Annotated in this window: 19 protein-coding genes, 1 tRNA gene, 1 pseudogene and 1 riboswitch; of the genes and pseudogenes, 13 read left to right on the forward strand and 8 right to left on the reverse strand. The window is 70.1% G+C overall.

Features of this window, described 5'->3' with window-relative positions; translation table 11 throughout:
• The first annotated feature begins 1 nt into the window (after nucleotide 1).
• From ABD352_RS34475 to pknB, 5 genes and pseudogenes are all read left to right on the forward strand, one after another.
• Nucleotides 2–1474: an FtsW/RodA/SpoVE family cell cycle protein gene (locus tag ABD352_RS34475; protein WP_344616807.1), complete on the forward strand. Its 1473-nt coding sequence runs from the start codon at nucleotides 2–4 to the stop codon at nucleotides 1472–1474.
• On the forward strand, nucleotides 1471–2988 hold the full coding sequence (locus ABD352_RS34480) for a peptidoglycan D,D-transpeptidase FtsI family protein (RefSeq protein ID WP_344616715.1): 1518 nt from the start codon (nucleotides 1471–1473) through the stop codon (nucleotides 2986–2988). The genes ABD352_RS34475 and ABD352_RS34480 overlap by 4 nt, the downstream gene beginning before the upstream one ends.
• 13 nt (nucleotides 2989–3001) lie before the next feature.
• A pseudogene (locus ABD352_RS57795) lies at nucleotides 3002–4484 on the forward strand (serine/threonine-protein kinase).
• Nucleotides 4481–4693: a hypothetical protein gene (locus ABD352_RS57800; RefSeq protein ID WP_425553769.1), complete on the forward strand. Its 213-nt coding sequence runs from the start codon at nucleotides 4481–4483 to the stop codon at nucleotides 4691–4693. The pseudogene ABD352_RS57795 and the gene ABD352_RS57800 overlap by 4 nt, the downstream one beginning before the upstream one ends.
• A 60-nt stretch (nucleotides 4694–4753) precedes the next feature.
• Complete coding sequence (pknB, locus tag ABD352_RS34490) at nucleotides 4754–6493, forward strand: Stk1 family PASTA domain-containing Ser/Thr kinase (protein WP_344616808.1); 1740 nt, start codon at nucleotides 4754–4756, stop codon at nucleotides 6491–6493.
• Nucleotides 6494–7397: 904 nt separating this feature from the next.
• Here the strand turns inward: pknB and ABD352_RS34495 are convergent.
• The 4 genes from ABD352_RS34495 to ABD352_RS34510 are packed head-to-tail and all read right to left on the reverse strand — an operon-like array spanning nucleotide 7398 to nucleotide 10125.
• Nucleotides 7398–8042 (reverse strand): aminodeoxychorismate/anthranilate synthase component II, encoded by a 645-nt coding sequence (locus ABD352_RS34495; RefSeq protein WP_344616716.1) that lies wholly within the window; start codon nucleotides 8040–8042, stop codon nucleotides 7398–7400.
• 9 nt (nucleotides 8043–8051) lie between these two features.
• Nucleotides 8052–8324, reverse strand: coding sequence for a hypothetical protein (locus ABD352_RS34500; protein ID WP_344616717.1), 273 nt, complete (start codon nucleotides 8322–8324; stop codon nucleotides 8052–8054).
• A 5-nt stretch (nucleotides 8325–8329) separates the two neighbouring features.
• A complete protein-coding gene (locus tag ABD352_RS34505) occupies nucleotides 8330–9298 on the reverse strand; it encodes a class E sortase (RefSeq protein WP_344616718.1) in 969 nt (322 codons plus the stop codon).
• Nucleotides 9299–9315: 17 nt separating this feature from the next.
• Nucleotides 9316–10125: a DUF881 domain-containing protein gene (locus tag ABD352_RS34510; RefSeq protein ID WP_344616719.1), complete on the reverse strand. Its 810-nt coding sequence runs from the start codon at nucleotides 10123–10125 to the stop codon at nucleotides 9316–9318.
• Between the two features lie 130 nt (nucleotides 10126–10255).
• Here ABD352_RS34510 and ABD352_RS34515 point away from each other — a divergent pair, with 130 nt between their 5' ends.
• Both ABD352_RS34515 and ABD352_RS34520 read left to right on the forward strand, forming a co-directional pair.
• A complete protein-coding gene (locus tag ABD352_RS34515) occupies nucleotides 10256–10543 on the forward strand; it encodes a cell division protein CrgA (protein ID WP_344616720.1) in 288 nt (95 codons plus the stop codon).
• A gap of 314 nt (nucleotides 10544–10857) precedes the next feature.
• Nucleotides 10858–13005, forward strand: a complete 2148-nt coding sequence (locus tag ABD352_RS34520; RefSeq protein ID WP_344616721.1) for a (Fe-S)-binding protein — start codon at nucleotides 10858–10860, stop codon at nucleotides 13003–13005.
• A 110-nt stretch (nucleotides 13006–13115) separates the two neighbouring features.
• Here the strand turns inward: ABD352_RS34520 and ABD352_RS34525 are convergent, their stop codons facing one another.
• Nucleotides 13116–13349 (reverse strand): hypothetical protein, encoded by a 234-nt coding sequence (locus tag ABD352_RS34525; RefSeq protein ID WP_344616722.1) that lies wholly within the window; start codon nucleotides 13347–13349, stop codon nucleotides 13116–13118.
• A 193-nt stretch (nucleotides 13350–13542) separates the two neighbouring features.
• On the opposite strand from ABD352_RS34525, the gene ABD352_RS34530 reads away from it, so the two are divergent.
• From ABD352_RS34530 to ABD352_RS34545, 4 genes are all read left to right on the forward strand, one after another.
• Complete coding sequence (locus ABD352_RS34530; RefSeq protein WP_344616809.1) at nucleotides 13543–14868, forward strand: hemolysin family protein; 1326 nt, start codon at nucleotides 13543–13545, stop codon at nucleotides 14866–14868.
• Entirely contained in the window at nucleotides 14865–15887 is a 1023-nt protein-coding gene (locus ABD352_RS34535) for a hemolysin family protein (protein ID WP_344616723.1), read from the forward strand. The genes ABD352_RS34530 and ABD352_RS34535 overlap by 4 nt, the downstream gene beginning before the upstream one ends.
• A 237-nt stretch (nucleotides 15888–16124) precedes the next feature.
• Nucleotides 16125–16727 carry a LamG-like jellyroll fold domain-containing protein gene (locus tag ABD352_RS34540; protein ID WP_344616724.1) on the forward strand — a complete coding sequence of 201 codons (603 nt, stop codon included), beginning with the start codon at nucleotides 16125–16127 and terminating at the stop codon, nucleotides 16725–16727.
• A 111-nt stretch (nucleotides 16728–16838) separates the two neighbouring features.
• Nucleotides 16839–16982, forward strand: a riboswitch (cyclic di-AMP (ydaO/yuaA leader).
• Between the two features lie 11 nt (nucleotides 16983–16993).
• Nucleotides 16994–17989 (forward strand): C40 family peptidase, encoded by a 996-nt coding sequence (locus tag ABD352_RS34545; RefSeq protein ID WP_344616725.1) that lies wholly within the window; start codon nucleotides 16994–16996, stop codon nucleotides 17987–17989.
• Nucleotides 17990–18035: 46 nt separating this feature from the next.
• Here ABD352_RS34545 and dcd read toward each other — a convergent pair whose 3' ends face one another.
• Nucleotides 18036–18614, reverse strand: coding sequence for a dCTP deaminase (dcd, locus tag ABD352_RS34550; RefSeq protein WP_344616726.1), 579 nt, complete (start codon nucleotides 18612–18614; stop codon nucleotides 18036–18038).
• A complete protein-coding gene (locus ABD352_RS34555) occupies nucleotides 18595–19080 on the reverse strand; it encodes a MarR family winged helix-turn-helix transcriptional regulator (RefSeq protein ID WP_344616727.1) in 486 nt (161 codons plus the stop codon). The genes dcd and ABD352_RS34555 overlap by 20 nt, the downstream gene beginning before the upstream one ends.
• A gap of 67 nt (nucleotides 19081–19147) precedes the next feature.
• On the opposite strand from ABD352_RS34555, the gene ABD352_RS34560 reads away from it, so the two are divergent.
• A complete protein-coding gene (locus ABD352_RS34560; RefSeq protein ID WP_344616728.1) occupies nucleotides 19148–19654 on the forward strand; it encodes a pyridoxamine 5'-phosphate oxidase family protein in 507 nt (168 codons plus the stop codon).
• A 9-nt stretch (nucleotides 19655–19663) separates the two neighbouring features.
• Nucleotides 19664–19734, forward strand: a tRNA-Gly gene (locus tag ABD352_RS34565).
• Between the two features lie 505 nt (nucleotides 19735–20239).
• Here ABD352_RS34565 and ABD352_RS34570 read toward each other — a convergent pair.
• Entirely contained in the window at nucleotides 20240–22915 is a 2676-nt protein-coding gene (locus ABD352_RS34570) for an Hsp70 family protein (RefSeq protein WP_344616729.1), read from the reverse strand.
• Between the last annotated feature and the right edge of the window lie 11 nt (nucleotides 22916–22926).

Genomic DNA, 22926 nt, shown 5'->3' on the forward strand with positions numbered 1-22926 from the left:
CATGGGCGGCGGAGCGGGCGTTTCCGCGCCCGCCCAGCCGCGCACCCGGCGCAACGTCGAACTGGCGCTGCTGCTGTTCGTCATCGGCATCCTCGCCGTCTTCGCCGCCGTGGTGGAGGGCAACGCCGCCGGCGAGGTCACTTCCCACTTCTGGGTGCAGATCGCGTTGGTCGGGGCCATCTTCGTGGTGGCACACGTCGCGATCCGGATCTTCGCGCCGTACGCCGACCCGGTAATCCTGCCCGCGGTGGCCCTGATCAACGGGCTCGGCGTGGCGTTCCTGCGGCGGCTCGACCTGGCCAACACGAAGGCGGCGCAGCGGGCCGACCTCAGCGTCTTCGGCGGCGACGGCTTCCGCCAGCTGGGCTGGACCGCGGTCGCCGTGGTCGGGGCCGTCGCCCTGCTGATCATCGTGCGCGATCACCGTTCCCTTTCGCGGTACGCGTACACGCTCGGCCTCGCCGGCATCGTGCTCGTGCTGATCCCGGCGGTGCTGCCCTCGCGGTACTCCGCGATCAACGGCGCCAAGCTGTGGATCAAGCTGCCCGGGTTCACGATCCAGCCCGGCGAGTTCGCCAAGATCTGCCTGCTCGTCTTCTTCGCCTACTACCTGGTGCGCAAGCGCGAGGTGCTGTCGCTGGCCAGCAAGCGGTTCCTCGGCATCGACTTCCCGCGCGGCCGCGACCTCGGGCCGGTCGTCGGCGTCTGGCTGATGTCGCTGATGGTCCTCGTGTTCGAGAAGGACCTCGGCACCTCGCTGATGTACTTCGGCCTCTTCGTCGTGACGCTCTACGTCGCCACCGAGCGGGTCAGCTGGCTGATCATCGGCCTGGGGCTGTTCCTCGGCGGTGCGTTCCTGGCGTACTTCCTGGGCAAGACGATCGGCGGGCCCTTCCTCAACTTCTCCGAGCGCGCCACCACCTGGCTGGACCCCTTCGGGGACGCCAACAACAAGGGCTACCAGCTGGTGCAGTCGCTGCTGGGCCTGGGCACCGGCGGCCTCACCGGCACCGGGCCCGGCGCCGGCCAGCCGACCAAGGTGCCCGAGGTGCGCACCGACTTCATCTTCTCCGGCATGGGCGAGGAGATCGGCCTGTTCGGCCTGACCGCCCTGCTCGTCGTATACGTGCTGATCGTCGAGCGGGGCCTGCGCTCCGCGATCAACGTGCGGGACTCCTTCGGCAAGCTGTTCGCCGGCGGCCTCTCGTTCACCATCGGGTTGCAGGTGTTCGTCATCGTGGGTGGGGTCAGCCAGCTCATCCCGCTGACCGGCCAGACCACGCCGTTCCTGTCGGCGGGTGGCTCGTCGCTGGTGGCCAACTGGCTGCTGATCGGCCTGCTGCTGCGGATCTCCGACGCGGGCCGCCGACCGGCCGGCGGGGCACCGTCGATCGGGCTCGGCGGCATCTCCGCCGGCGGAGGCGGCGGCGCGCCGGTGCAGATCAAAGAGATGCCCACGGAGGTTGTGCGATGAACGCCCCGCTGCGCCGGGTCGGGGTCGTGGTTCTGGTCCTGTTCGCCCTGCTGTTCCTGAACCTGAACTACCGCCAGGTGGTCAAGGCCGACGAGTACCGGACCGACGCGCACAACGGGCGCGTGCAGGCGACGGAGTACGAGCACCCGCGCGGCAAGATCGCCGACGCCAAGGGGACCGTGCTCGCCGACGCGCAGCTGACCGGGGACTCGCTGAAGTACCTGCGGACGTACCCGCTCAAGGACGAGTACGCGCACCTGCTGGGCTACAAGCCGGTCAACCTGGCCTCGACGAACCTCGAGAAGCTCAACAACGACTTCCTCACCGGCACCTCGGACAAGCAGGCGGTCGACCGGCTGACCGGCATGTTCACCGGCAAGGAGCCCGCCGGCGGCAACGTGCTGCTGACCATCTCCAAGGCCGCACAGGACACCGCGTACCAGGCGCTGGGCACCAACAAGCTCAAGGTCCCGAGCGGCGCCATCGTGGCGATGGACCCGAACACCGGCGGCCTGCTGGCCGAGGTGTCGCTGCCGAGCTACGACCCCAACCTGCTGAGCACCCACGACACCAACGCGGCGCTGGCCAACTACAAGTCGCTCGCCGCGGACCCGGCCCGGCCGCTGCTGAACCGCGCGGTGCAGGACGTCTATCCGCCGGGCTCGACGTTCAAGGTCATCGTCTCGGCGGCGGCGATGACTGCCGACTCGTCGCTCACCCCGGACTCCGTGGTCCCGGGCGGCGAGTACTACAAGCCGCCGCAGGTGTCGGATTTCCAGATCAAGAACTCGCACACCGGCGTGTGTCCCGACCAGATCACCATGAAGCAGGCGCTGACCGTGTCCTGCAACACGGTGTTCGCCCGCATGGGCGTCGAGCGGGTCGGCGCCGACAAGCTCAAGTCGATGGCCCAGGCCTTCGGCTTCGAGCAGGAGCCCCGCCTCGTCGAGGACCAGGACCGCAACTACTGCGGCATCGTGGCCAGCCACACCGGCTCGATGACCAGCTCGGACGGGCGGGTCGACCCGCCGGCCGTGGCTCAGTCGAGCATCGGACAGCGCGAAGTGAAGATGTCTCCGCTGCAAGGCGCCATGATTGCGGCGACGGTCGCCAACGACGGCAAGCAGATGCGTCCGTACGTCGTCGACCGCCTGCAGAACTCGGACCTGTCCATCGCCGACCACACCGAACCCAAGACGCTGCGTACCCCCATCACCGCCGACGTCGCGCACGAGCTGCAGGACATGATGTTCAGCGTCGTGTCCGCCGACGACGGCACCGGCAAGAGCGCGCGCATCTCGGGTTTGCAGGTCGGTGGTAAGACCGGTACGGCGCAGGACGGTGAGGACGCAGAGGACCACGGCTGGTTCATCGGTTTCGCCCTGAAGGACGGCAAGCCGATCATCTCGGTCGCGGTCTTCCTCCAGAACGCTGGCAAAGGTGGCAGCGCCGAGGCGGCTCGTATCGCCGGCCTGGTCATGAAGGCATACGCGGACGAAAAGGGCATTCGATAATGAGGTGCGCGACATGTTGAGCGCCGGCACCACCCTGGGCGGTCGCTACCGTCTGGACGAACGCATCGCCGGCGGCGGTATGGGTGACGTGTGGCGCGGCACCGACGAGGTGCTCGGCCGCGTGGTCGCGATCAAGGTGCTGCTGCCCGCGCTGCTGGAGGAGCCCGGCTTCGCCGAGCGCTTCCGGGGCGAGGCGCGCACCATGGCGACCATCAACCACCCTGGCGTCGTCGACATCTACGACTACGGCAGCGAGAACGGGACCGCCTTCCTGATCATGGAGTACGTGGAGGGCGACGCGCTCTCCCGCACTCTGTCCCGGGTCGGCCGGCTCACCCCGGCGCGGGCGATGGCCCTCATCGCCCAGGCCGCCGACGCGCTGCACGCCGCGCACGAGAAGGGCATCGTCCACCGCGACGTCAAGCCCGGCAACCTGCTCGTGCGCCCCAACGGCACGCTGGTGCTCACCGACTTCGGCATCGCCCGCTCCGCCGCCGTCGCCCAGCTCACCGCGGCCGGCTCGGTGCTCGGCACCGCCTCCTACATCTCGCCCGAGCAGGCCTCCGGCGCCCAGGCCACCCCGCTGTCCGACGTGTACGCGCTCGGTGTGGTGGCCTACCAGTGCCTGTCCGGCGTGCGGCCGTTCGAAGGCGAGAACCCGCTCGAGATCGCCATGCGGCACGTCCGCGACATGCCGCCGCCGCTGCCGGCCGACATCCCGCCGCCCGTCGCCCAGCTCGTCGAGCGGTCGATGGCCAAGGACCCGGCGGCCCGCTGGCCCAGCGCCGCCGCCCTGGCCCAGGCCGCGCGGCGAGTCTCCGCCCAGCTCTCCGGCGGCAGCACGGCCACCGGCCCGGCGGTCCCGCCGATGGGCGCGCCCATGTCGGGGCCGCCCGTCTCCGGCCCGCCGGTCTCCGGCTCCCCGATCTCCCCCGGCTACGGCGGCGCCCCCATGTCCGGCGCCCCGATGTCCGGCCCGCCGACCTCCGGCGCGGGCGGCACCCGGATCATGCCCGGCGCGATGCCCGCGGCCGCCGGTGGCGTCGCCGCAGGCATGGGCGGTCACCAGGCACGGGGCGCGGCCGGCGTGCCCCCGCCGCCGTCGAACGAGACGGCGACGTTCCTCGGCAACACCGGCGGCTACCAGCCCCCGCCGCCCAACTCGGGCACCGGCTCGCGCTCCGGCGGCGGACGCAACAACCTCGTGCTTGTCGGAATTGCCGCGGTGGTACTGCTGGTGCTCGTCGGCATCGGCGGTATCTACCTGGCGACGAAGAGCGACAACAAGCCCGACAACACCGTGGGCGACAACACCCCGACGGCCGCGCCGACGTCCGCCTCGCCGACCCCGGTCAAGGGCACGGGCAAGCCGGTGAAGGTGGAGTGCAAGCCGTTCACCCCGGTCGACATCTTCCAGAAGGATCTCGAGCGCAAGGGCCTCAGGCCGAACGTCGTCAACCAGCCGACCCGCGGTGTCATTCCCAACGGCGTCGTGAAGGTCGAGCCGTGCGGCGAGGTGAACCAGGGCACCGAGGTCACCATCTACGCCAACCGGGGCGCGATCGACGACAATGGCGACAATGGCGACCAGTCGGCGCCCGCATCCTCCAACCCGAAGTCGTCCACGTCCGCCGGAGCGCCGAACACCGACGCCTCGTGCGCGCCGCCGAACAAGATCCTCGCCGGCATCTGCGTGCCGGGCTGAAATGTCTTCTCGTCGCAAGACGTGGCAAGGTAATAGTCGATGACCGAAGGACGACACGACATGACCGCCCAGCCGCGCCTCCTCGGCGGCCGTTACCAGGTCGGGGAGCTGCTCGGCTATGGCGGTATGGCCGAGGTCCATCGGGGTCGAGACCTGCGGCTGGGTCGCGACGTCGCGATCAAGACGCTGCGCACCGACCTCGCTCGCGACGCGACATTCCAACTGCGGTTCCGCAGGGAGGCCCAGAACGCGGCCTCCCTCAACCACCCCGCGATCGTCGCCGTGTACGACACCGGCGAGGAGCGGGGGCCGGCGGGCGAGGAACTGCCGTACATCGTCATGGAGTTCGTCAACGGCCGCACCCTGAAAGAGGTGCTCGCGGCCGAAGGACGGCTCATGCCCCGGCGTGCCCTGGAGATCACGGCGGACATCTGCGCCGCCCTGGAGTTCAGCCACCGGCACGGGATCATCCACCGCGACATCAAGCCCGGCAACGTCATGCTCACCCAGACCGGCCAGGTCAAGGTGATGGACTTCGGCATCGCCCGGGCGCTGGCCAGCGGCGCGACGACCATGACGCAGACGTCGGCGGTCATCGGCACGGCGCAGTACCTCTCGCCGGAGCAGGCCCGCGGCGAGCCGGTCGACGCCCGAAGCGACGTCTACGCCACCGGCTGCGTGATCTTCGAGCTGCTGTGCGGGCACCCGCCGTTCGTCGGCGACAACCCCGTCTCGGTGGCCTACCAGCACGTCCGGGAGGACCCGCGCCCGCCGAGCTCCAGCAACCGCGACGTCACCCCCGACATCGATGCCGTGGTCCTCAAGGCGCTGGCCAAGAACCCGCTGAACCGCTACCAGAGCGCCGCCGAGATGCGCGCCGACGTGATGCGGGCCGCGGCCGGCCGCCCCGTCTCCGCCCCGCCGGTGATGACCGAGGACGAGATGGCCGCGGTGATGGCCTCCCAGGCCACCGCCTACCGGCCGCCGCCGGCCTCCCGCCAGCCGGCCCGGGCCAACCAGCGCCAGAAGCGCAAGAGCTCGACCGGCGTGGTCGTCGCCCTGACCGTGCTCGGCCTGCTGGCCGTCGCCGCCCTGTCGATCGGCCTGTACCTGGCCAACCAGGACCCGATGGTCCCTGTCCCGAAGCTGACCGGCCGGACCCAGGCCGAGGCCGACGCGGCCCTGCGTCAGTCGGGCCTGTCCGGCGACCCCCGGCAGGACGCCGCCCAGAGCTGCCAGGCCGGGACGGTGCTCACCCAGAGCCCGGAGGCCGGCAAGCAGGTCAAGCAGGGCACGCAGATCGACTACACCTTCTGCGGCACCCCCGCGACGGTGGCGGTGCCGGAGCTTAGACGGCTGAGCAAGGACGAGGCCACGCGGCAGCTGCAGCAGATGAACCTGGTCCCGGTCGTGCAGGACCGCGACGGCACCGAGCCCAAGGACGAGGTCGTCGCCACCGACCCGCCGGCCAACCAGCAGGTCAAGACCGGCTCGTCGGTCACCATCTACGTGTCAAAGTTCAACCAGGCCGTCATGCCGAACGTCATCGACAAGACCCCGGCCCAGGCCGAGGCCACGCTGGAGCAGCTCGGCTTCACGAACGTCACCACCCAGTCCACGACGGTCACCGACGACTCGAAGGTCGGCCTGGTGGTCGGCACGAAGCAGACGATCAACAAGGTCTACTCGAAGACCGAACCGATCGTCCTGCGCATCGGCCAGTCGGACGGCGGCGGCAACCCGACCCCGAACCCGTCGGGCTCGGCAAAGCCCAGCGGCAGCACAACCCCGCCGAACTGACCTCCTCTAGGGGGCTACAGACCGTGCCCTGTGGATAACTGGGTCGTTATCCACAGGGTTGTGCACAGGCAGCCTGCTAGCGCGGTGATGCCGCGGTGACGCTGTGTCGACCGCGATGGATCACCGGGCGTTCGGATTTGTTGGGTTCAGGTAGCGTTAGGTGTAGACCGGCCACCGCACCGACCGACATATCGCCTGCTCTTCCTGACCCGCCACGGCAAGCCTCGCCTTCACGTTGCCGGATTTGGGCTTCGTGGGTTCGACTCGCGCGCGTCACCGAACGCCCGGCGCCTCGCGGGTTGGTTGGGGCCGGCGCGGGCTCTGAGCTTCGGCTGGAGCTCCGGGTGGCGGGCGATATCGGCGGGCGCGCCGCCCGCGGGGTTCGCTGCCGGGTTCGGCAGGCCGTTGGGCCCTGTGAGCGAGGCCGACGCCGCCCGGGGGTCCGGGGGTCCGGGGCGGCGCCTGGCGAGGTCGTGCACTGGGTGCGCCGGCCTCGGCGGTGGTGTGGAACGCGACGCCCGACCGCTGGCTGTGCGCGCACGGCGTCGCCGAGGGTCGTAGTGCGTGGGGCGTTCGGCTGGCGAGGCTGAACGCGGCGCGGGCGCGCGGGATCGGGTGTGCGGGATGGGATGCCGTCTGGCGGGGCTGGCGCGACGTGTAGCCCTCGCCGCTCCGGCCGTCGCGCCGCCTTGACCACCCCTCCGCGGTCTGGATCGTTTTCGTGCCCTAGGCAAGCGCGTGGGCGGCCGGAGCGGGCCTGTGCGAGGTACCGGGGTCCGGTGGTCGGGCGTGAGGCCAGCGCGACGCCTGGCGGCCGTGGCGGCGAAGGCCCAGCGGTGACCACGGAGACCTGGCGAGGAGGGGCCCTACGGCTCCAACCGCGCGCAAGGTTGCAGGAGGCCGGCTAAGCGAAGGCGGCGATTCGGCGGGCCTCTACCTCGGCCACCAGGTCGGGGGCGCGGTCCAGGGCGGCGGGCAGGCCGCACACCGCGAGCCAGTTGGCCAGCATCTGGTGCCCGCCCTGGGTCAGGACCGACTCGGGGTGGAACTGGACGCCCTCGATCGGCAGGTCGCGGTGGCGCATGGCCATGACGACGCCGGACTCCGTGCGGCCGGTTACCTCGATCTCCGGGGGAAGGGTCGACTCGACCACGGCCAGCGAGTGGTAGCGCGTGGCGATGAACGGGTCGGGCAGGCCCGCCAGGACGCCCTTGCCGCTGTGGGTGACCAGGGAGGTCTTGCCGTGCAGGAGTTCAGGGGCGCGGGTCACCGTGGCACCGAACGCGGCGCCGAAGGCCTGGTGGCCTAGGCAGACGCCGAAGATGGGGAGCTTGCCCGCGTACTGCTCGATGACCGCCATGCAGATGCCCGCGCGCTCCGGGGTGCCCGGGCCAGGGGAGAGCAGGATGCCGGCAGGGGCGAGGGCGGCGATCTCGCCGACGGTGATCTCGTCGTTGCGGCGGACGTCGCACTCCACGCCCAGCTGGCCGAGGTACTGGACCAGGTTGAAGACGAACGAGTCGTAGTTGTCGATCACCAGGACGCGCAACTCGGGCACCTAACTCGGCAGGACTTGCTGGGGCGGGGTGGTGGGGTGGGCGGGGGCCGCGGGGTTGCTCGCCGACGGGCGGGCGGCCGGGCTCTCGATCGTCGTGTCGGCGCCCGGGTCGTTGGTCTCGACCTGGACGTCGTCGAAGGGCAGCAGGGGCTCCACGGCGGGGAACACCTGGTACCACAGCAGGGCGCCCGCGGCGGCGACCAGCACCGCGGACACCGCCGCCTTCAGGGGCCACTGCTTGAACGGGATGTGCCGCCAGATCCACGAGTACATGCGGGTCAGCCCTTCAGCTCGGCGGGGTCACCGTCGGCGACGGGCTGGGAGCGGGACAGCTCGGCGTGGACCACTAGGCGCTGGTAGTTGTTGAACTTCGGGTTGCAGGTGGTCATGGTCAGCATGGCTTTTGTGGGAGTCTCGCCCGGTTTGTCCGGCACCGGGGCGACCACTTGGACCGCGGTCGGCAGGACGATCTCGTGGCCGGTGACGAGGTAGACGTACCAGGTGTCGGCGGTCTTGATGACGACCGGGTCGCCGGGCTTGAGCTGGTCGAGGTCCCACCAGATGGCCGGGGTGCGGTGGCCGGCCATGGAGAAGTTGCCGACCTGGCCCGGCAGCGCGGTGTCGGGGTAGTGGCCCGGGGCGTAGCGGATGTCGGCGGGCGTGACGCCCTGCACGATGGCCCACTTCTTGTTCAGGCGCGGAATGTGTACGGAGGCGATGACGGCGCCGTTCGGGGGCTTCACCGGCTGGGTCGCCGCGCTCGGGCCCACCGTCGGCTGCTGGGCCCACTGTTGCTCGAGCTGGTGGTTGAGCTCGTCCTGGTGTGCGTCGACGATCGCGGCCTTGCCCCAGACCTCGTAGCCGGCGAAGAGCAGCACGACCAGGCCGAAGGTGATGAGCAGCTCGCCCGCCGTGCGGCTGACCGCACGGGCGACGCTGCCGAAACTCGTTCTCGTGTACTCCGAATACACGCTGCGGTACCCCTCCTCGGTGCGGACCGGGCGCAACGGCACGACAAGGTCGCCACTGTCGCGTGCGGCCGGTGAGTCCTGAGGGGGTGGTGGAAGTTTCGCGGCCGGCGGCTCGTCAGCACTGAGCTTCGGAATATAGGCCGTTTGATCGGCTTCCGGGGTCAGTTTCGGGATAACCGCGGTCGCGTCGCCCGGATCGGCCGTGTCGAAGCGGGGCATGACCGTCGTGGCGATGTCGTCCTGGTCGAGTGCGCGGTGGCGGGGGTTGTGGTCCATGACGGCCGCGTTCCCGGTCAGGACCCGGACCGGGCCGAGCGCAGCGCGGTCGAGCCGTCGTAGGCGCCGGCCTGCACGTCCGTCTCCACTTTCACCTGGTAGCCGAGCCCGAAGGTGTCGGCGGCCTCGCTGAACAACCGGACCCCCTCGGAGGCGTTGAGCGCGCGCTGCAGTTTTGCCTGGTCACCGATGGCCGCGATCTCGAACGGGGGCGAGTAGACCCGGCCGTCGAGCAGCAGTGTGTTCCCCACGCAGCGTACCGCGCTGGTGGCGATTACCCGGACACCCATCAGCGTCATGGCTTCCGCGCCGCCGGCCCACAGGGCATTGACCACGGCCTGCACGTCCTGCTGGTGAACGACCAGGTCGTCGGCGGTGGCGCCGGCCGGGCGGGTGCCGTCCGGGCGGCGCGGGGCGTCGTCGAGGGCGACCACCAGGCCGGGGCCGTGTACGGCGGTCAGGCCGGCGGCGGCCTGCTCGGCGTCGCCGCGCTGGCGCTGCTCGTCCACCTTGCCATCGGCGCCGGCCTGGCGCTTGCGCTGGGCGTCGATCTCGGCGCGCAGCCGGGTGGCCCGGTCCCGCGAGTCGGTGATCTCCTGGCGCCGCTGGCTGATCAAGTTCGTCAATTCCGGGCGGCGGTCGTCCCGAAGATCCGTGCCCTGGGCCGTGGCGGCGGAGAGGGAGAACAGCATCCCGGCCACCGCGAGCACCACCGGAGTCAGCGCTGACCAGGTCAAACTGCGTCCCTCGCGCCGGCGGGGCAGCATAGCGCGGCCCAGGCGGCGAAGGGCCCGGGTCCAGGAGGAGCCGCCTGATGTGTACTCCACCACGACCCCTCCCCGCGCTCGCGTGCCGACTTGACTACGCTAGTCGCAGAACATTATTCAGGCCGACGCTGGCGGAGGTGGCGGCGTCACGTGGATAGTGTTGGCCAGACGACCCCTCCAGGAGAGCGCCGTGCCGAAGTCGACAGTTCGTAAGAAGAAGGTCTACACCGCCCCGGCGGAGCTGCGCCCCCAGGGGGAGGCGGCAGCGGTCCGGCGGCGGCCGAGCCCGGTCTGGGTGCCGGCGCTTGCCGTGGCCCTGGTCGTGATCGGCATTGCCTGGCTCGTGACGTACTACCTGACGCAGGGCTTCTTCGACGTCGACTGGCTGTCGACGCTGGCCGACATCAGGTACTGGAACCTGGCCATCGGCTTCGGCTTCCTGGTCGCGTCGCTCGCCGTCTTCTCCAAGTGGCGCTGAGCCACACGGGGCAACCGGTGGCGTTGAGCCACAGGGGGCAACCGGTGGCGTTGAGCCACAGGGGGCAACCGGTGGCGTTGAGCCACGCGGCACCGCCAAGCCGCTGAACCGCTGAGTCGCAGTCACTGCAGCCCCTGAGGACGGTCCAACGCCGTCCGAGGGGGCGAATGTGTCACAACTTCCGGTGTAGGCGTGATCCTGCACGTCCGGTGGCCTAGCGTCTGTTGCGACCGACTTCACGTTACCCGCTGGTAACAAGAGGGACTAAGGTCTCCAGTGAAGTGGTGCAGGCCCGGACCGTGGGAGGCTTCCGCATGGGTGCAGTGCAGATCGTCGCGACCGTCGTCGCGGCGGCCATCACCGTAGTCGCGGTGGCGCTCGTCGTGCGGACCGTGCGGCGCATGTTGTCCGTGATCCGGCTCGGCCAGCCCGACCCGACCCGCGGCGACAATCGCGGCCTCCGGCTGCGCAACATGCTCGCCGAGACCCTCGGGCACACCCGGATGCTGCGGTGGACCGTCGTCGGCGCCGCGCACTGGTTCGTGATGATCGCCTTCATCGTGCTCTCGCTGCTGGTGCTCGAGGCGTACTTCGAGGTGGTCAAGCCCGGCAACGGCCTGCCGCTGGTCGGTGCCTGGAACATCTACGGCCTGGTCACCGAGTGGATCGGGGTGCTGGGCTTCATCGGCATCCTGGTGCTCATCGGCATCCGGCTGCGCAACCTGCCGAGCAACCCCAACCGGCGGTCCCGCTTCACCGGCTCGACGATGTGGCAGGCGTACTACGTCGAGTACACGATCCTCGCGGTGCTGATCTGCGGCTTCTTCATCCGCGGCTTCAAGGCCGCCAACGACGAGCTCGAGTGGCCGGTCTGGGCCGCGCCGGTCAGCCACGCGCTGGGCTCCGTCCTGCCGGCCTGGCCCGCCGCGGTCAGCCTGATCGCGATGGTCAAGATCATCGTCTCGATGGCCTGGGTCATCGTCATCGCCAGCAACATCACGATGGGCGTGGCCTGGCACCGCTTCCTGGCCTTCTTCAACATCTTCTTCAAGCGCACGCCGGGCCGGAAGGGCTCGGGCCTCGGCGCGCTGCGGCCGATGACCAGCCAGGGCAAGCCGCTGGACTTCGAGGAGGCCGACCCGGAGAAGGACCAGTTCGGGGTGGCCACCGTCGAGCAGTTCAGCTGGAAGGGCATGCTCGACTTCACCACCTGCACCGAGTGCGGGCGGTGCCAGTCGCAGTGCCCGGCCTGGAACACCGGCAAGCCGCTGTCGCCGAAGCTGCTCATCCTCAACCTGCGCGACCACGCCTACGCCAAGGCCCCGTACCTGCTGGCCGGCGGCGACAACGCCACGCAGGAGGCCCTGGCCAAGGTCGACGTCCTCGCGCTCGCCGAGAAGGACCGGCCGCTCATCGGCGGCGCCGACGAGCACGGCGTCATCGACCCCGACGTGCTGTGGTCGTGCACCACCTGCGGCGCCTGCGTCGAGCAGTGCCCGGTGGACATCGAGCATGTCGACCACATCGTGGACATGCGCCGCTACCAGGTGCTCATCGAGTCGAACTTCCCGACCGAGGCCGGCGTCATGCTGCGCAACCTGGAGAACAAGGGCAACCCGTGGGGCGCCGCCCAGTCCACCCGGGACGACTGGACCAAGGGCCTCGGCTTCGAGGTGCCCAACGTGGCCGAGGTCGAGGAGGGGGACTTCGAGTACCTCTTCTGGGTCGGCTGCGCCGGGGCCTTCGAGGACCGGGCCAAGAAGACCACCCGGGCGGTGGCGACGCTGCTGCACGAGGCCGGCGTCAAGTTCGCCATCCTGGGCCAGGGCGAGACCTGCACCGGCGACCCGGCCCGGCGCATCGGCAACGAGTTCGTCTTCCAGATGCTCGCCCAGCAGAACGTCGAGACCCTCAACGAGGCCGGCGTGAAGAAGATCGTGGCCACCTGCCCGCACTGCTTCAACACGCTGTCGAACGAGTACGGCCAGCTCGGCGGCCACTATGACGTGATTCACCACACCCAGCTGCTGGCCCAGCTCGTGGCGGCCGGCAAGCTCACGCCGGTCCAGCCGCTGGACGGGTCGGTCACCTACCACGACCCCTGCTACCTGGGCCGGCACAACCGGGTCTTCGCCCCGCCGCGCGAGGTGCTCGGTGCGGTCGCCGGGCCGGAGCGCGACGGCGCCGGGCTGGTCGAGATGGACCGGTTCGCCGAGCGCTCCTTCTGCTGCGGGGCCGGTGGCGCCCGCATGTGGATGGAGGAGCGGATCGGCAAGCGGATCAACGTGGAGCGGGTCGAGGAGGCGCTGTCGACGGGGGCCAAGACGGTCGCCGTGGCCTGCCCCTTCTGCCTGACCATGCTCGGCGACGGCGTCACCGGGAAGAAGGCCGCGGGCGCGGCGCCCGAGGAGGTGGAGGTCGTGGACGTGGCCTCGGTCCTGCTGAGGGCCGTCCAGCAGTAGGTTCTTGGCACCGCGGGCCTGGCAGGGAGGGCCGCCAGGCCCGACCGGTCTCTGACGGGAGCAACGGTCGTGCGTTGCACGGACCGGAGCCATGAAACGGCCTTTGAAGATCACCGCTGACCGATGACGTTCATCGCCATCGCGAGCGCGACCAGGACCGCGGCGGCGGTGGCGATGACCCGGAGGCCCTTCAGGTTCTCGGCCCAGGCCGTCTTGCGCGCGCCCGGAATGAGGGACTTCGTGCGCACATAGTCGAGTCTCGCCCGTTTCGCCTTCGCGCCGGCGCTGCCCATGGCAATGCCGGCCGCGAGCGCGATGCCGGCCGCGATCAGTGCCACTCCCATCGAGCCCTCCTCGCCGTCGGTCGTCTGGCAATAGCATCAGTGCTGCTCAGGCCGCCGCAAAGACCCCGAAAGTGGGAGGGTGATCCAGGTATCTCGATCTTCACGTGGCTCGTTATCACCGGGCGCCGTGGGCGCGGCTTGGGTTCACGTGGAACAATCGGGGCACACCTGAAGGGATCGTCGCGCGAACGTGTTGACCACACTGTTGCCCCTGCTGGCGTTCGCGCTGCTCACCGCGGCGAACGCGGCCTTCGTCGCCGCCGAGTTCTCGCTCGTGACGGTCGACCGGGCGGAGATCGAGCAGCGAGCCACAGCGGGTGATCGCAAGGCCCGCACGGTCCGCCAGGCGCTTCGCGAGCTGTCGTTCCAGCTCTCCGGCGCTCAGCTCGGCATCACCCTGGCCGGCCTGCTGACGGGTTACCTCGCCGAGCCCGCGCTGTCGCGCCTTATCGAGCCATTGGTACGCCCCGTGCTCGGTTCGATGACGCAGGGTGCCGCTCACGCGCTCGGCCTCGTCGTGGCGACCCTGCTGTCGATGCTCTTCGGCGAGCTGGTCCCGAAGAACGCGGCCCTGGCCAAGCCGATGCCCCTGGCCCTGGCTACCGCCGGGCCGCAGCGGATGTTCTCGCGCCTCTTCTCGTGGCTGATCACGCTGCTCAACGGCACCGCCAACTGGGTCGTGCGGCGCTTCGGCGTCGAGCCCCAGGAGGAACTGGCCAGCGCGCGGTCGCCGGAGGAGCTGGGCCTGCTGGCGGCGATCTCGGCCCAGGCCGGCGCGCTGCCGAGGGAGACCGCGGTGCTGCTGCAGCGCACCATCCGGTTCGGCGACAAGCGGGCCGCCGAGGCGATGACGCCCCGTGTCGACGTCGTGTCGCTGCGTGCCGACGCCACCGTTGCCGACCTGCTGGCCACCTCGGTGCAGACCGGCTACAGCCGCTTCCCGATCTACGTGCAGACGCTCGACCAGGTCACCGGGGTCGTCACGGTCACCGACGCGCTCAGCGTGCCGCCGGTGCGCCGGCCGACCACGAGGGTGGCCGCCGTCGCCCGGGAGCCGGTGTTCGTGCCGGAGAGCCTCGACCTCGACGGCGTGCTGGAGGCGCTGCGCAAGGGCAACTCCGACGTGGCGATCGTGGTGGACGAGTACGGCGGCACCGACGGCGTCGTGACCGTCGAGGACCTCGTCGAGGAGCTGGTCGGGGAGATCGCCGACGAGCACGACGTCGAGGAGGAGCCGACCACCGCGCACGGCATGCCCGACCTGACCGCCCCCGGCGACGAGCGCACCCTGCTCGTCGACGGCGTGCTGCGCGAGGACGAGCTGGCCGAGGTGACCGGGTTCCACGTGCCGCCGGGGCCGTACGAGACGCTCGCCGGCTTCCTCATGGCCCGCCTGGGGCACATCCCGGCGGTCGGGGAGACCTGGAACGAGGACGGCTGGGAGTTCACCGTGGTCGAGGTCGACCGGCGGCGCATCGAGCAGGTCCGCGTGGTCCGCCCGGAGGTGCCGGCCGAATGATCCAGCTCGTCGTCACCGTCCTGCTGCTGCTCGGCAACGCGTTCTTCGTCGCCGGCGAGTTCTCCCTGATCGCCTCCCGGCACACGGTCATCGAGCCGATGGCGGCCACCTCGCGGCGGGCCCGCACCGCGCTGCGGGCCATGAACGAGATCCCGCTCATGATCGCCGGGGCCCAGCTCGGCGTGACCATCTGCACGCTGGGCCTGGGCGCGCTGGCCGAGCCGGCCCTGGCCCACGGCCTGCAGGTTCCCTTCCACGCGATGCACCTGCCCGAGCGGCTGGTCCACCCGGTCGCCTTCAGCCTGGCCCTGGGCGTGGTCGTGTTCGCGCATACGGTGGTTGGCGAGATGGTGCCGAAGAACCTGACGCTGGCCTCGCCGGAGCGGGCCGTGCTGTGGCTCGGGCCGCCGATGTACGCCTTCTGCACCGCCACCAAGCCCCTGCTCGTGGCCATGAAGTGGGCGTCGCGGACGATCCTGTCGCTGTGGCGGATCGAGGCGACCGGGTCGGTGAAGACGGTGTTCACCGCCGAGGAGCTGGCCGGGCTGGCCGCCCAGGCGACCACCGAGGGGCTCCTCGCGCCCGAGGAGCACGCGCGGATCGCCGGGGCCCTGGCGCTGTCGCAGCGGACCGCGCGCGACGCGCTGCGGCCGTGGGCGGAGATCACCACGGTGGCCGACGACGTGTCGCCGGCGTCGCTGGAGGTGCTGGCCACCCGGACGAACCGGTCGCGGTTCCCGGTCGTGGAGCGGGCCAGCCGCCGGGTGCTCGGGTTCGTGCACGTCAAGGACGTCATCGGGTTCGTCGGGCCGCAGCGGCGGGCGCCCATCCCGGCCGATTTGATCCGGCCGCTGGGGATCGTGCCGCCGACCCGGACCCTCGCGGAGCTGCTGCTCGCCATGCGGCGGGAGCGGCAGCACATCGTGCTGGTCAGCGACGGGCGGGTGCCGCTCGGGGTGGTCACGCTGGACGACGTGCTGACCGCGGTGGTCGGGGAGCCGGTCACGCGGGTGGCGTAATTTCCGGCGTTCTCCACCGCTCGGGGCGCGGCTGGCGGAATATGTCCGGTTATGCGCCGACGCCGATGGTTATGGGCGGTTCTCTGTGCGGTACTTGTTGTGGCCGGGCTCGTGAGCCTGCGGCCCCAGAGCCGCCAGGTGGGCGAGCCCGTACGGCGGCCGCCGTCGCCCGGCCACGCATCGGCCCCCGGTGAGAGCCCGTCACCGTCGCCGTCCCCGAGTCGCGCCCCGATCGCCGTGCGCTACACGTTCGACGGCGGGCTCGGGTCGCTGCATCCCCGGCAGGCCGCGGGCGGGGAACTCGCCATGGTGCCGCACGACGGCGGACTCGCCGTCCGTTTTCCCCCGCGATGTGCGCATTACGGTGCTCCGAGTTGCCCGCGCGCCATCCTGCAGAGCGGGCCCGTCGGGTTCCTCAATCCGGGCCGCGGCGCCTTCACCTATGGGGCCAGCGTGCTCGTCGGGCCCGATGAGACTTCCAAGGGCGCCAATGTCGTGCAGAAAGGGTTCTCGGTCGGTGACAGTCAGTTCAAGCTGCAGGTCGACGGCGAGGCTGGCCGGCCCAGTTGCGTGATTGTCGGCACCGGCTCGGATACCATTTTTGTAGCGCTCGCATCGCGTTCCGTCGCTGACGGACGGTGGCACCGGATCGCGTGTGCGCGCGGTAACGCGCTGCTCACGGTAGCTATGGACGGTGTCGAGGTGGGACGCACCGCAATTCCTTCGTCACTGTCCATTGCGAACGATGATCCGCTGTGTATTGGCGGCAAGGGGACCAGCGCGAACAACGATCAGTTCGTCGGTGTAATCGACGACGTCTACGTCACTCGATTCGCGTGATTTTCGGAACAAATCGGACAGGAATCGTGCACTCCCTTGAACCTGGGAACCCGGCCCCCTTAACGTGAATTCCCGTCGGGGCCGGATGTCCGCGCCAACCAACGGCGCGCCGGCCTGACACCGCCGAGTCGAAGTCGAGCCGGGGACCCACGCGTTCAACCGGGGTGAATCCGCGTCGCGCACCTGAGCGCGCGGTAGGGCGACCTTCCCGCCCGAACCCGTCAGCTAACCCGGTAGGCGGTCAGGGAAGAAGGAGTAGCTCCTCGGTGGAGACCCATCTGAGGTGGACGAAGCGGCCCAATCGCCTGGTACGGCTCCTCGTCGCCACCCTCGGCGGTCTTTCTCTCGCGATCGGCATCACAGGGGGCGCTCACGCGGACCCCACGCCGGGCGAGATCGAAAAGCAGATCGACGACAAGTGGAACCAGATCGAGCCGGTCATCGAGCAGCACAACCAGCTCAAGATCGAGCTCGCCGCCAACCAGACCAAGCAGAAGCAGCTCGAGGCGCAGATCGCGCCGCTGCGGGCCCAGGTCGACGCGGCCTTCGACAAGGTCAGCGCGTTTGCGGTCCTGCAGTACAAGAACGGGCGCTTCTCCAAGCTCGACGCGATGCTTACCACCGGCTCACCGGACACGTTCATCGACCAGATGACGATGCTCAACATGGTGGCCAAGGACGAGCAGGACAAGATCAAGGACGTGCTCGTCGCCAAGCAGCAGTACGACGCCCAGAAGGGCCCGCTCGACGAGCTGGTCGCCAAGCAGGCCGAGCAAGAGGCCGCGATGGCGCAGCAGGAAACCCAGATCAACGCCGACATCAAGAACCTCAACGACATGCGGATCAAGGCCTACGGGTCGTCGGGCGGCACGGGGAACCTGCGGCCGGTCGCCTGCCCGTTCGAGTACACCGGCGGACCGGGCGCCAAGGCGGCCCAGGTGGCGTGCTCGGAGATCGGCAAGAGGTACGTGTGGGCCACCGAGGGCCCGAACACGTTCGACTGCTCGGGGTTGACGCTGTACGCCTGGAAGCAGGCCGGGTACACGCTGCGGCACTACACGCAGTGGCAGTACGACGACACCGCCCGTGTCTCGCGAGCCAACCTGAAGGCCGGCGACCTCGTCTTCTTCTACAAGGACAACCACCACGTCGGGCTCTACGTCGGCGGCGGCTGGATGGTCCACGCACCGAATCCCAGCCAACCGGTGCAGATGAAAAAGATCGATTCAGAGCCGATTTCTGGGTACGGCAGAGTCGCTTAGCGATGGGGCGGGTCCTTCGGGACCCGCCCCTTTCACTGTGCCGGCGCTACTGCGTAGGCCAGGTCTTCCAGTTCTGCCACGAGCGGCTCGGCGTCGGCCCGCGCTGCCCCTGGTACCGCGAGCCGTAGACCGCCGAGCCGTACGGGTGCTCCGACGGCGAGGACAGCCGGAAGATGCACAGCTGGCCGATCTTCATCCCCGGCCACAGGCGGATCGGCAGGTTCGCCACGTTGGACAGCTCCAGCGTCACGTGCCCGGAGAACCCCGGATCGATGAAGCCCGCCGTGGAGTGCGTCAGCAGCCCGAGCCGCCCGAGGCTGGACTTGCCCTCCAGCCGCCCGGCGAGCTGGTCGCCGAGCGTGATCACCTCGAGCGTGGAGGCCAGCACGAACTCGCCGGGGTGCAGCACGAATGGCTCGCCGCCGCCCACCTCGACCATCGAGGTCAGCTCGTCCTGCTGCACGGCGGGGTCGATGTGGGTGTACAGGTGGTTGTTGAAGACCCGGAACCACCGATCGAGCCGCACGTCGATGCTGGACGGCTGCACCAGCGCTTCATCGAACGGGTCGAGGCGAAGCTGGCCGCCCTCGAGCTCCTTGTACAGGTCACGGTCGGATAGCAGCACCCTCTGAGGTTAACGGTGCCGCTTCGTCGGCCGCTTGTGTGGTGGCTTGTAGCGCTTTCTTCAGGACATCTGCCGCTATGTCCAGTTCTTCCCGGGTGTACTGCGAAAAAGCCGCCCGCAGGTGTGCCCCCAGCGGCGCGAAGAACGCGTGCGCCAGCTCCTGCGCAGATGGCCGCATGTGCAGCACGATCCGTCTCCGGTCCGCGGGGTCGGGCCGGCGCTCGATGTGCCCGGCCCGCTCGAGCCGCGCCAGGAGCGCCGTGGTGGCCGCCGGCGAGAGGGACAGCCGCCGGGCCAGCTCCCCGGCCGTGAGCGGCTCGCGCTCCTCCGCCGCCCGCCAGACATGCGCCACGGCGTTCATGTCGGTGCGATGCAGCCCGTGCGCCCGCACGAACACGTCCACGAACCGATCGCCCTCGACGTTGAACTGCCGCAGCAGGACGATCAGCTCTTCGGCTCCGCTCACCGCTTCAGTTTGCCTCTTTCGGGAAATCTGGCAATTCTCGTACACGTGTTCGAGTAGCGTTGACTGCATGGCATCCTGGGCTGACTTCGCCGAGGCCGAGCCGGACCTGGCCGCGGCCATCCACAAGCTCGTCTGCCAGTACGGCCCGGGCCTGGCCTACCTGGCCACGGTCCGCCCGGACGGCGGCCCGCGCATCCACCCCGTGTCCCCGGTCATCACCTCCGCCGGCCTGTTCTGCTTCGTCGTGCCATCCCCGAAACGCCACGACCTGGACCGCGACGGCCGCTACTGCCTGCACAGCTTCCCGCCCGAGGACACCGACGACGAGGCCTACCTCTCGGGCCGCGCCACCCCCGTCTCCGACCTGGAGCTGATGAGCAACCTCGCCACCACGATGCGCGCCGCCCCGCGGGTGGACTGGCGGCTGTACGAGCTCTCGGTGGACGTCGCCCTCCTGGTCCACCACGACACCCCGACCACCGCGACGCACACCGTCTGGAAGGCCAGAACCCGGCGCCCCCCGAAACCTCGCCAGAATGGTCCGTGCACGAAGCCCTTGGATTCGGTACAGTAGGCGTCGCTCGCGGGTGTAGTTCAATGGCAGAACATCAGCTTCCCAAGCTGACAGTGAGGGTTCGATTCCCTTCACCCGCTCGGACCTAGGGACCCTCTGTCCACGGAAAGCGTGGACCGGGGGTCCTCGCCTTTCTCCTGGGGCCCGAGCCCCAGACCCCACGATCTGTGGTGCTCGCGGTCGTGGTTGCTACGCACCAAGCACCTTCACTTTCCTGCCGGCTGACGCCTGGCGCGTCTGGGTGCCGTCGCAATCCTTCGTGACGGTCACCCGTGGCCGGGTCCAGGGCCTCGGCGTGGGGCGACGGCGTGCCGTGGGTGCGGACTGGTGGGTCGCTCTGACGGGTCCACGCAGATCGGTGAGGCGTGCGGCCAGCGGAATCGCGTCGCTGGCCGTGGCTGGGTTCCTGGCGGCACGGTCTTCTACGAAGGGCACGGCAAACCTCTTCGAGAACGCCGCTTCGCGTACCAGCCGGTCGGGCCGACTGCGGAGTCGAACACGGGGTCGTTCGAGGGCCCAGGTTCCGATCGCTCGGCGGCGGTTGGTACCGATGGACCGCGAGCTGGTAGCCGTGGGTGGTCCGGGCTACTTGGCGTACTTCCAGATGGTGTAGTCCTTGGCGCCGGGGCAGATGAGGCTGGTCGAGGTCCACCCGCAGCCGGCCGAGCGGATCGTCGGGGTGCCGAGGCTGGTCCGGAGTTTGTTGTCGAGGTCCAGGCCGTGGAGGGTAACCGGCGCGGGTTTCGTGCCCAGGGTGCCGGTGAAGACGAAGGCGCGGTTCGTGTCGATGCCGACCAGGGCGCCCTCGTGGCTGGCCACGGTGGTGCCGCGGGTGTCGTAGACGGTGCCGCCCTTGGTGGTGTTGACGATCAGGTAGCGGTCGTCGTAGTCGCCGCCCAGGGACTGTAGGGGGCGGCGGAGATCTACGTCGGGGGCGGGGACGCGCCAGATCTGCTCGGCGGTGGAGCCGGAGCGGTAGCGGGCGAACTCGCGGGTGGACTCGTCGGTGCCGACCTGGTCGATGACGCACAGGTCGCTGCCTTTGGAGCAGCCGCCGATCCAGACCGGGGAGCGGTTGGCCGGGCCGCGGAAGCCGGGCTGTGGGTTGCTGTTCGAGGCGGTGACGGTGCTGACCTGATACTCGGTCTGCTGGCTGGCGTACACGAGGCCGTCGAAGCCGACCCGGCCGACCGGGGCGGTGTCGGGGATGTCGGCGACCTTCTTGGGTTCCTTGGCGCCGATGTCCCAGACGGCGCCGCCAGCGGCCACCAGGACAACGTTCGTGGTGGTGTTGGTGGGGCCGAGCAGCCGCCAGCCAGTGGGGAGGCCGATCGTTGTGGTGCCAAGGCCGGAGGCGACCTTGCCGGTGACCGAGGAGATTCGCGACATCTGATTGGTCTTGCGGTCCAGCCACAGCAGGGGTAGGGCACTGCCGGTCGACGGGTGGGCGTCGCCGGCCATCAGGATGCCGTCGGTGTCCACGGCGGACGTCCACTCGGTGCCGTCGATGTTGTTGACGCCGACGAGTTGGCGCTTGCCGTTCTCGGGCTCGGCCAGTGCCACGATGTAGTCGCCGATCATCAGCGCCTGGCTCCACTTGGCCGCGTCGCCGACCTTCTTGCGCTTGATGGTCGAGGTGCTCAAGTCCAGGGTCGCCACATCGACCGCGCGGCCGATCTGGGTGACCGTGTGGGCCTTCTTCTCGGTGAGGAACGCGGTGGCGAAGTCCGTCTCGGTCATGCCCTCGACCTGGATCGAGGCCGTCTGGGACAGCGTCTGGAAGGTGGGCTTCGGCTTGATCACCTGCCAGAGCCCGTAGACGGCGCCGCCCATGCATCCGAAGACGAGAGTGAGGATCAGCAGGACGCGCAGCGCCGTCTTGCCGCCGCTGCGCCGGCGCGGTGGTGGCGGCGGCACTGGCATTGGGCGCTGATAAGGAAACGCGGGCGGCGGCATGACCGGCACGGGCCGCGGCGACACCGGCGATACCGGCGTAGCGGAGACCGGCGCCGGCGCGGGATAGGCGGACACCGGCATGACCGGCATCGGTGGGCGTTGCAGCGGTACCTGATGCGGCACGCCCGACGTTGAGATGCCGGTACGAGTATCGAACATGCCCGTGGTCGGCGCCGGGGCAGGCGGCTGCCGGGGCGGTCGCGGTTGCTGCGGCGCGGTCTGGGCGATCAGATCGGCGAGCGCCCCCTCCGCGACCGGCAGCTCCGGCTGCTCCAGCATCGTCGGCGCCACCCCGAGTTCGGTGTGCAGGGTGTGCGCGACCAGCGGGATCCGGCTTGCTCCGCCGACCAGGAACACCACCGACAGGTCGGCCGGGGTCAACCGGCTGCGCTCGGCGGTGGCGATCAGTTCGGCCACGCCGCGGCGTACCAGCGGCCGGGCCAGCGTCTCGAGCTCGTCGCGGGTCACGTGCAACGAGCCGCTCACCCCGGGCACCGCAACCGACGCCGTGGTCGCGCGGGACAGCATCTCCTTGGCGGACCGGACCTCGTCCCAGAACTGCCGCCTGTGCCGCCGGTCGAGTTCGGTGGTCGGCTGCGAGATCGGCAGCCAGACCGCCGGTTCGGTGCGCTCGAGCTGCTGCCCGAGGTACGCGACGAGCGCCGCGTCGATGTCCAGTCCGCCCAGGTCCTCCACACCGCCCCAGCCCAGGACGGTGAACCCGGTCGCCTCCCGGCGCACCATCGCCACGTCGAGCGTGCCGCCGCCGAAGTCGAACACCGCGATGGTCCCGCCCGACGGAACCGGCCGACGCATGACGTCGGTGAAGTACCGCGCCGCCGCGACCGGCTCCGGCATCAGCCTGACCTGCGGCCAGCCGGCTCGGGTGGCCGCGTCCTGCAGCGTCTGCCGGCGCAGGCTGCCCCACGCGGCCGGGTAGGTGAGCACCGCCGGCGGCAGGAACCCGACCGCCTCGCCAGCCGCCCCGGCTACCGCGCGCAGGACCGCGGCGAGCAGGTCCACGACCGGCACCTCCCGCCCGGCCAGCAGTACCGCACCGTCGTCGATGCGTTGTTTGGGGTTGGGCTCGTATCCGCCCGGATCGACCTGCGCCATCCGCTCGGCGTCCCGGCCGGCGTGGATGGCGCCGGTGCTGTCCACGTAGACCCCGGATGGCAGCACGGGCCGTCCGTCCACGAGCAGCGGCCGGGTCCGGCCGTCCGGCCAGCGGAGGATCGCCACGGTATTCGAAGTCCCGAGGTCGATGCCGATCGCATGCCCCGACCCCGCCAACGGAGCTGTCACGGCCAGGATCG

The organism is Dactylosporangium salmoneum, from assembly GCF_039532525.1.
Taxonomy (GTDB): domain Bacteria; phylum Actinomycetota; class Actinomycetes; order Mycobacteriales; family Micromonosporaceae; genus Dactylosporangium; species Dactylosporangium salmoneum.

Coding starts and splice junctions, on each gene's coding strand:
- ABD352_RS34500 (WP_344616717.1), bottom strand. CDS start 8,324: ATGTACTCGTGGATCTGGCGGCACATCCCGTTCAAGCAGTGGCCCCTG.
- ABD352_RS34480 (WP_344616715.1), top strand. CDS start 1,471: ATGAACGCCCCGCTGCGCCGGGTCGGGGTCGTGGTTCTGGTCCTGTTC.
- ABD352_RS34520 (WP_344616721.1), top strand. CDS start 10,858: ATGGGTGCAGTGCAGATCGTCGCGACCGTCGTCGCGGCGGCCATCACC.
- ABD352_RS34560 (WP_344616728.1), top strand. CDS start 19,148: ATGGCATCCTGGGCTGACTTCGCCGAGGCCGAGCCGGACCTGGCCGCG.
- ABD352_RS34525 (WP_344616722.1), bottom strand. CDS start 13,349: ATGGGAGTGGCACTGATCGCGGCCGGCATCGCGCTCGCGGCCGGCATT.
- pknB (WP_344616808.1), top strand. CDS start 4,754: ATGACCGCCCAGCCGCGCCTCCTCGGCGGCCGTTACCAGGTCGGGGAG.
- ABD352_RS34535 (WP_344616723.1), top strand. CDS start 14,865: ATGATCCAGCTCGTCGTCACCGTCCTGCTGCTGCTCGGCAACGCGTTC.
- ABD352_RS34505 (WP_344616718.1), bottom strand. CDS start 9,298: ATGGACCACAACCCCCGCCACCGCGCACTCGACCAGGACGACATCGCC.
- ABD352_RS34475 (WP_344616807.1), top strand. CDS start 2: ATGGGCGGCGGAGCGGGCGTTTCCGCGCCCGCCCAGCCGCGCACCCGG.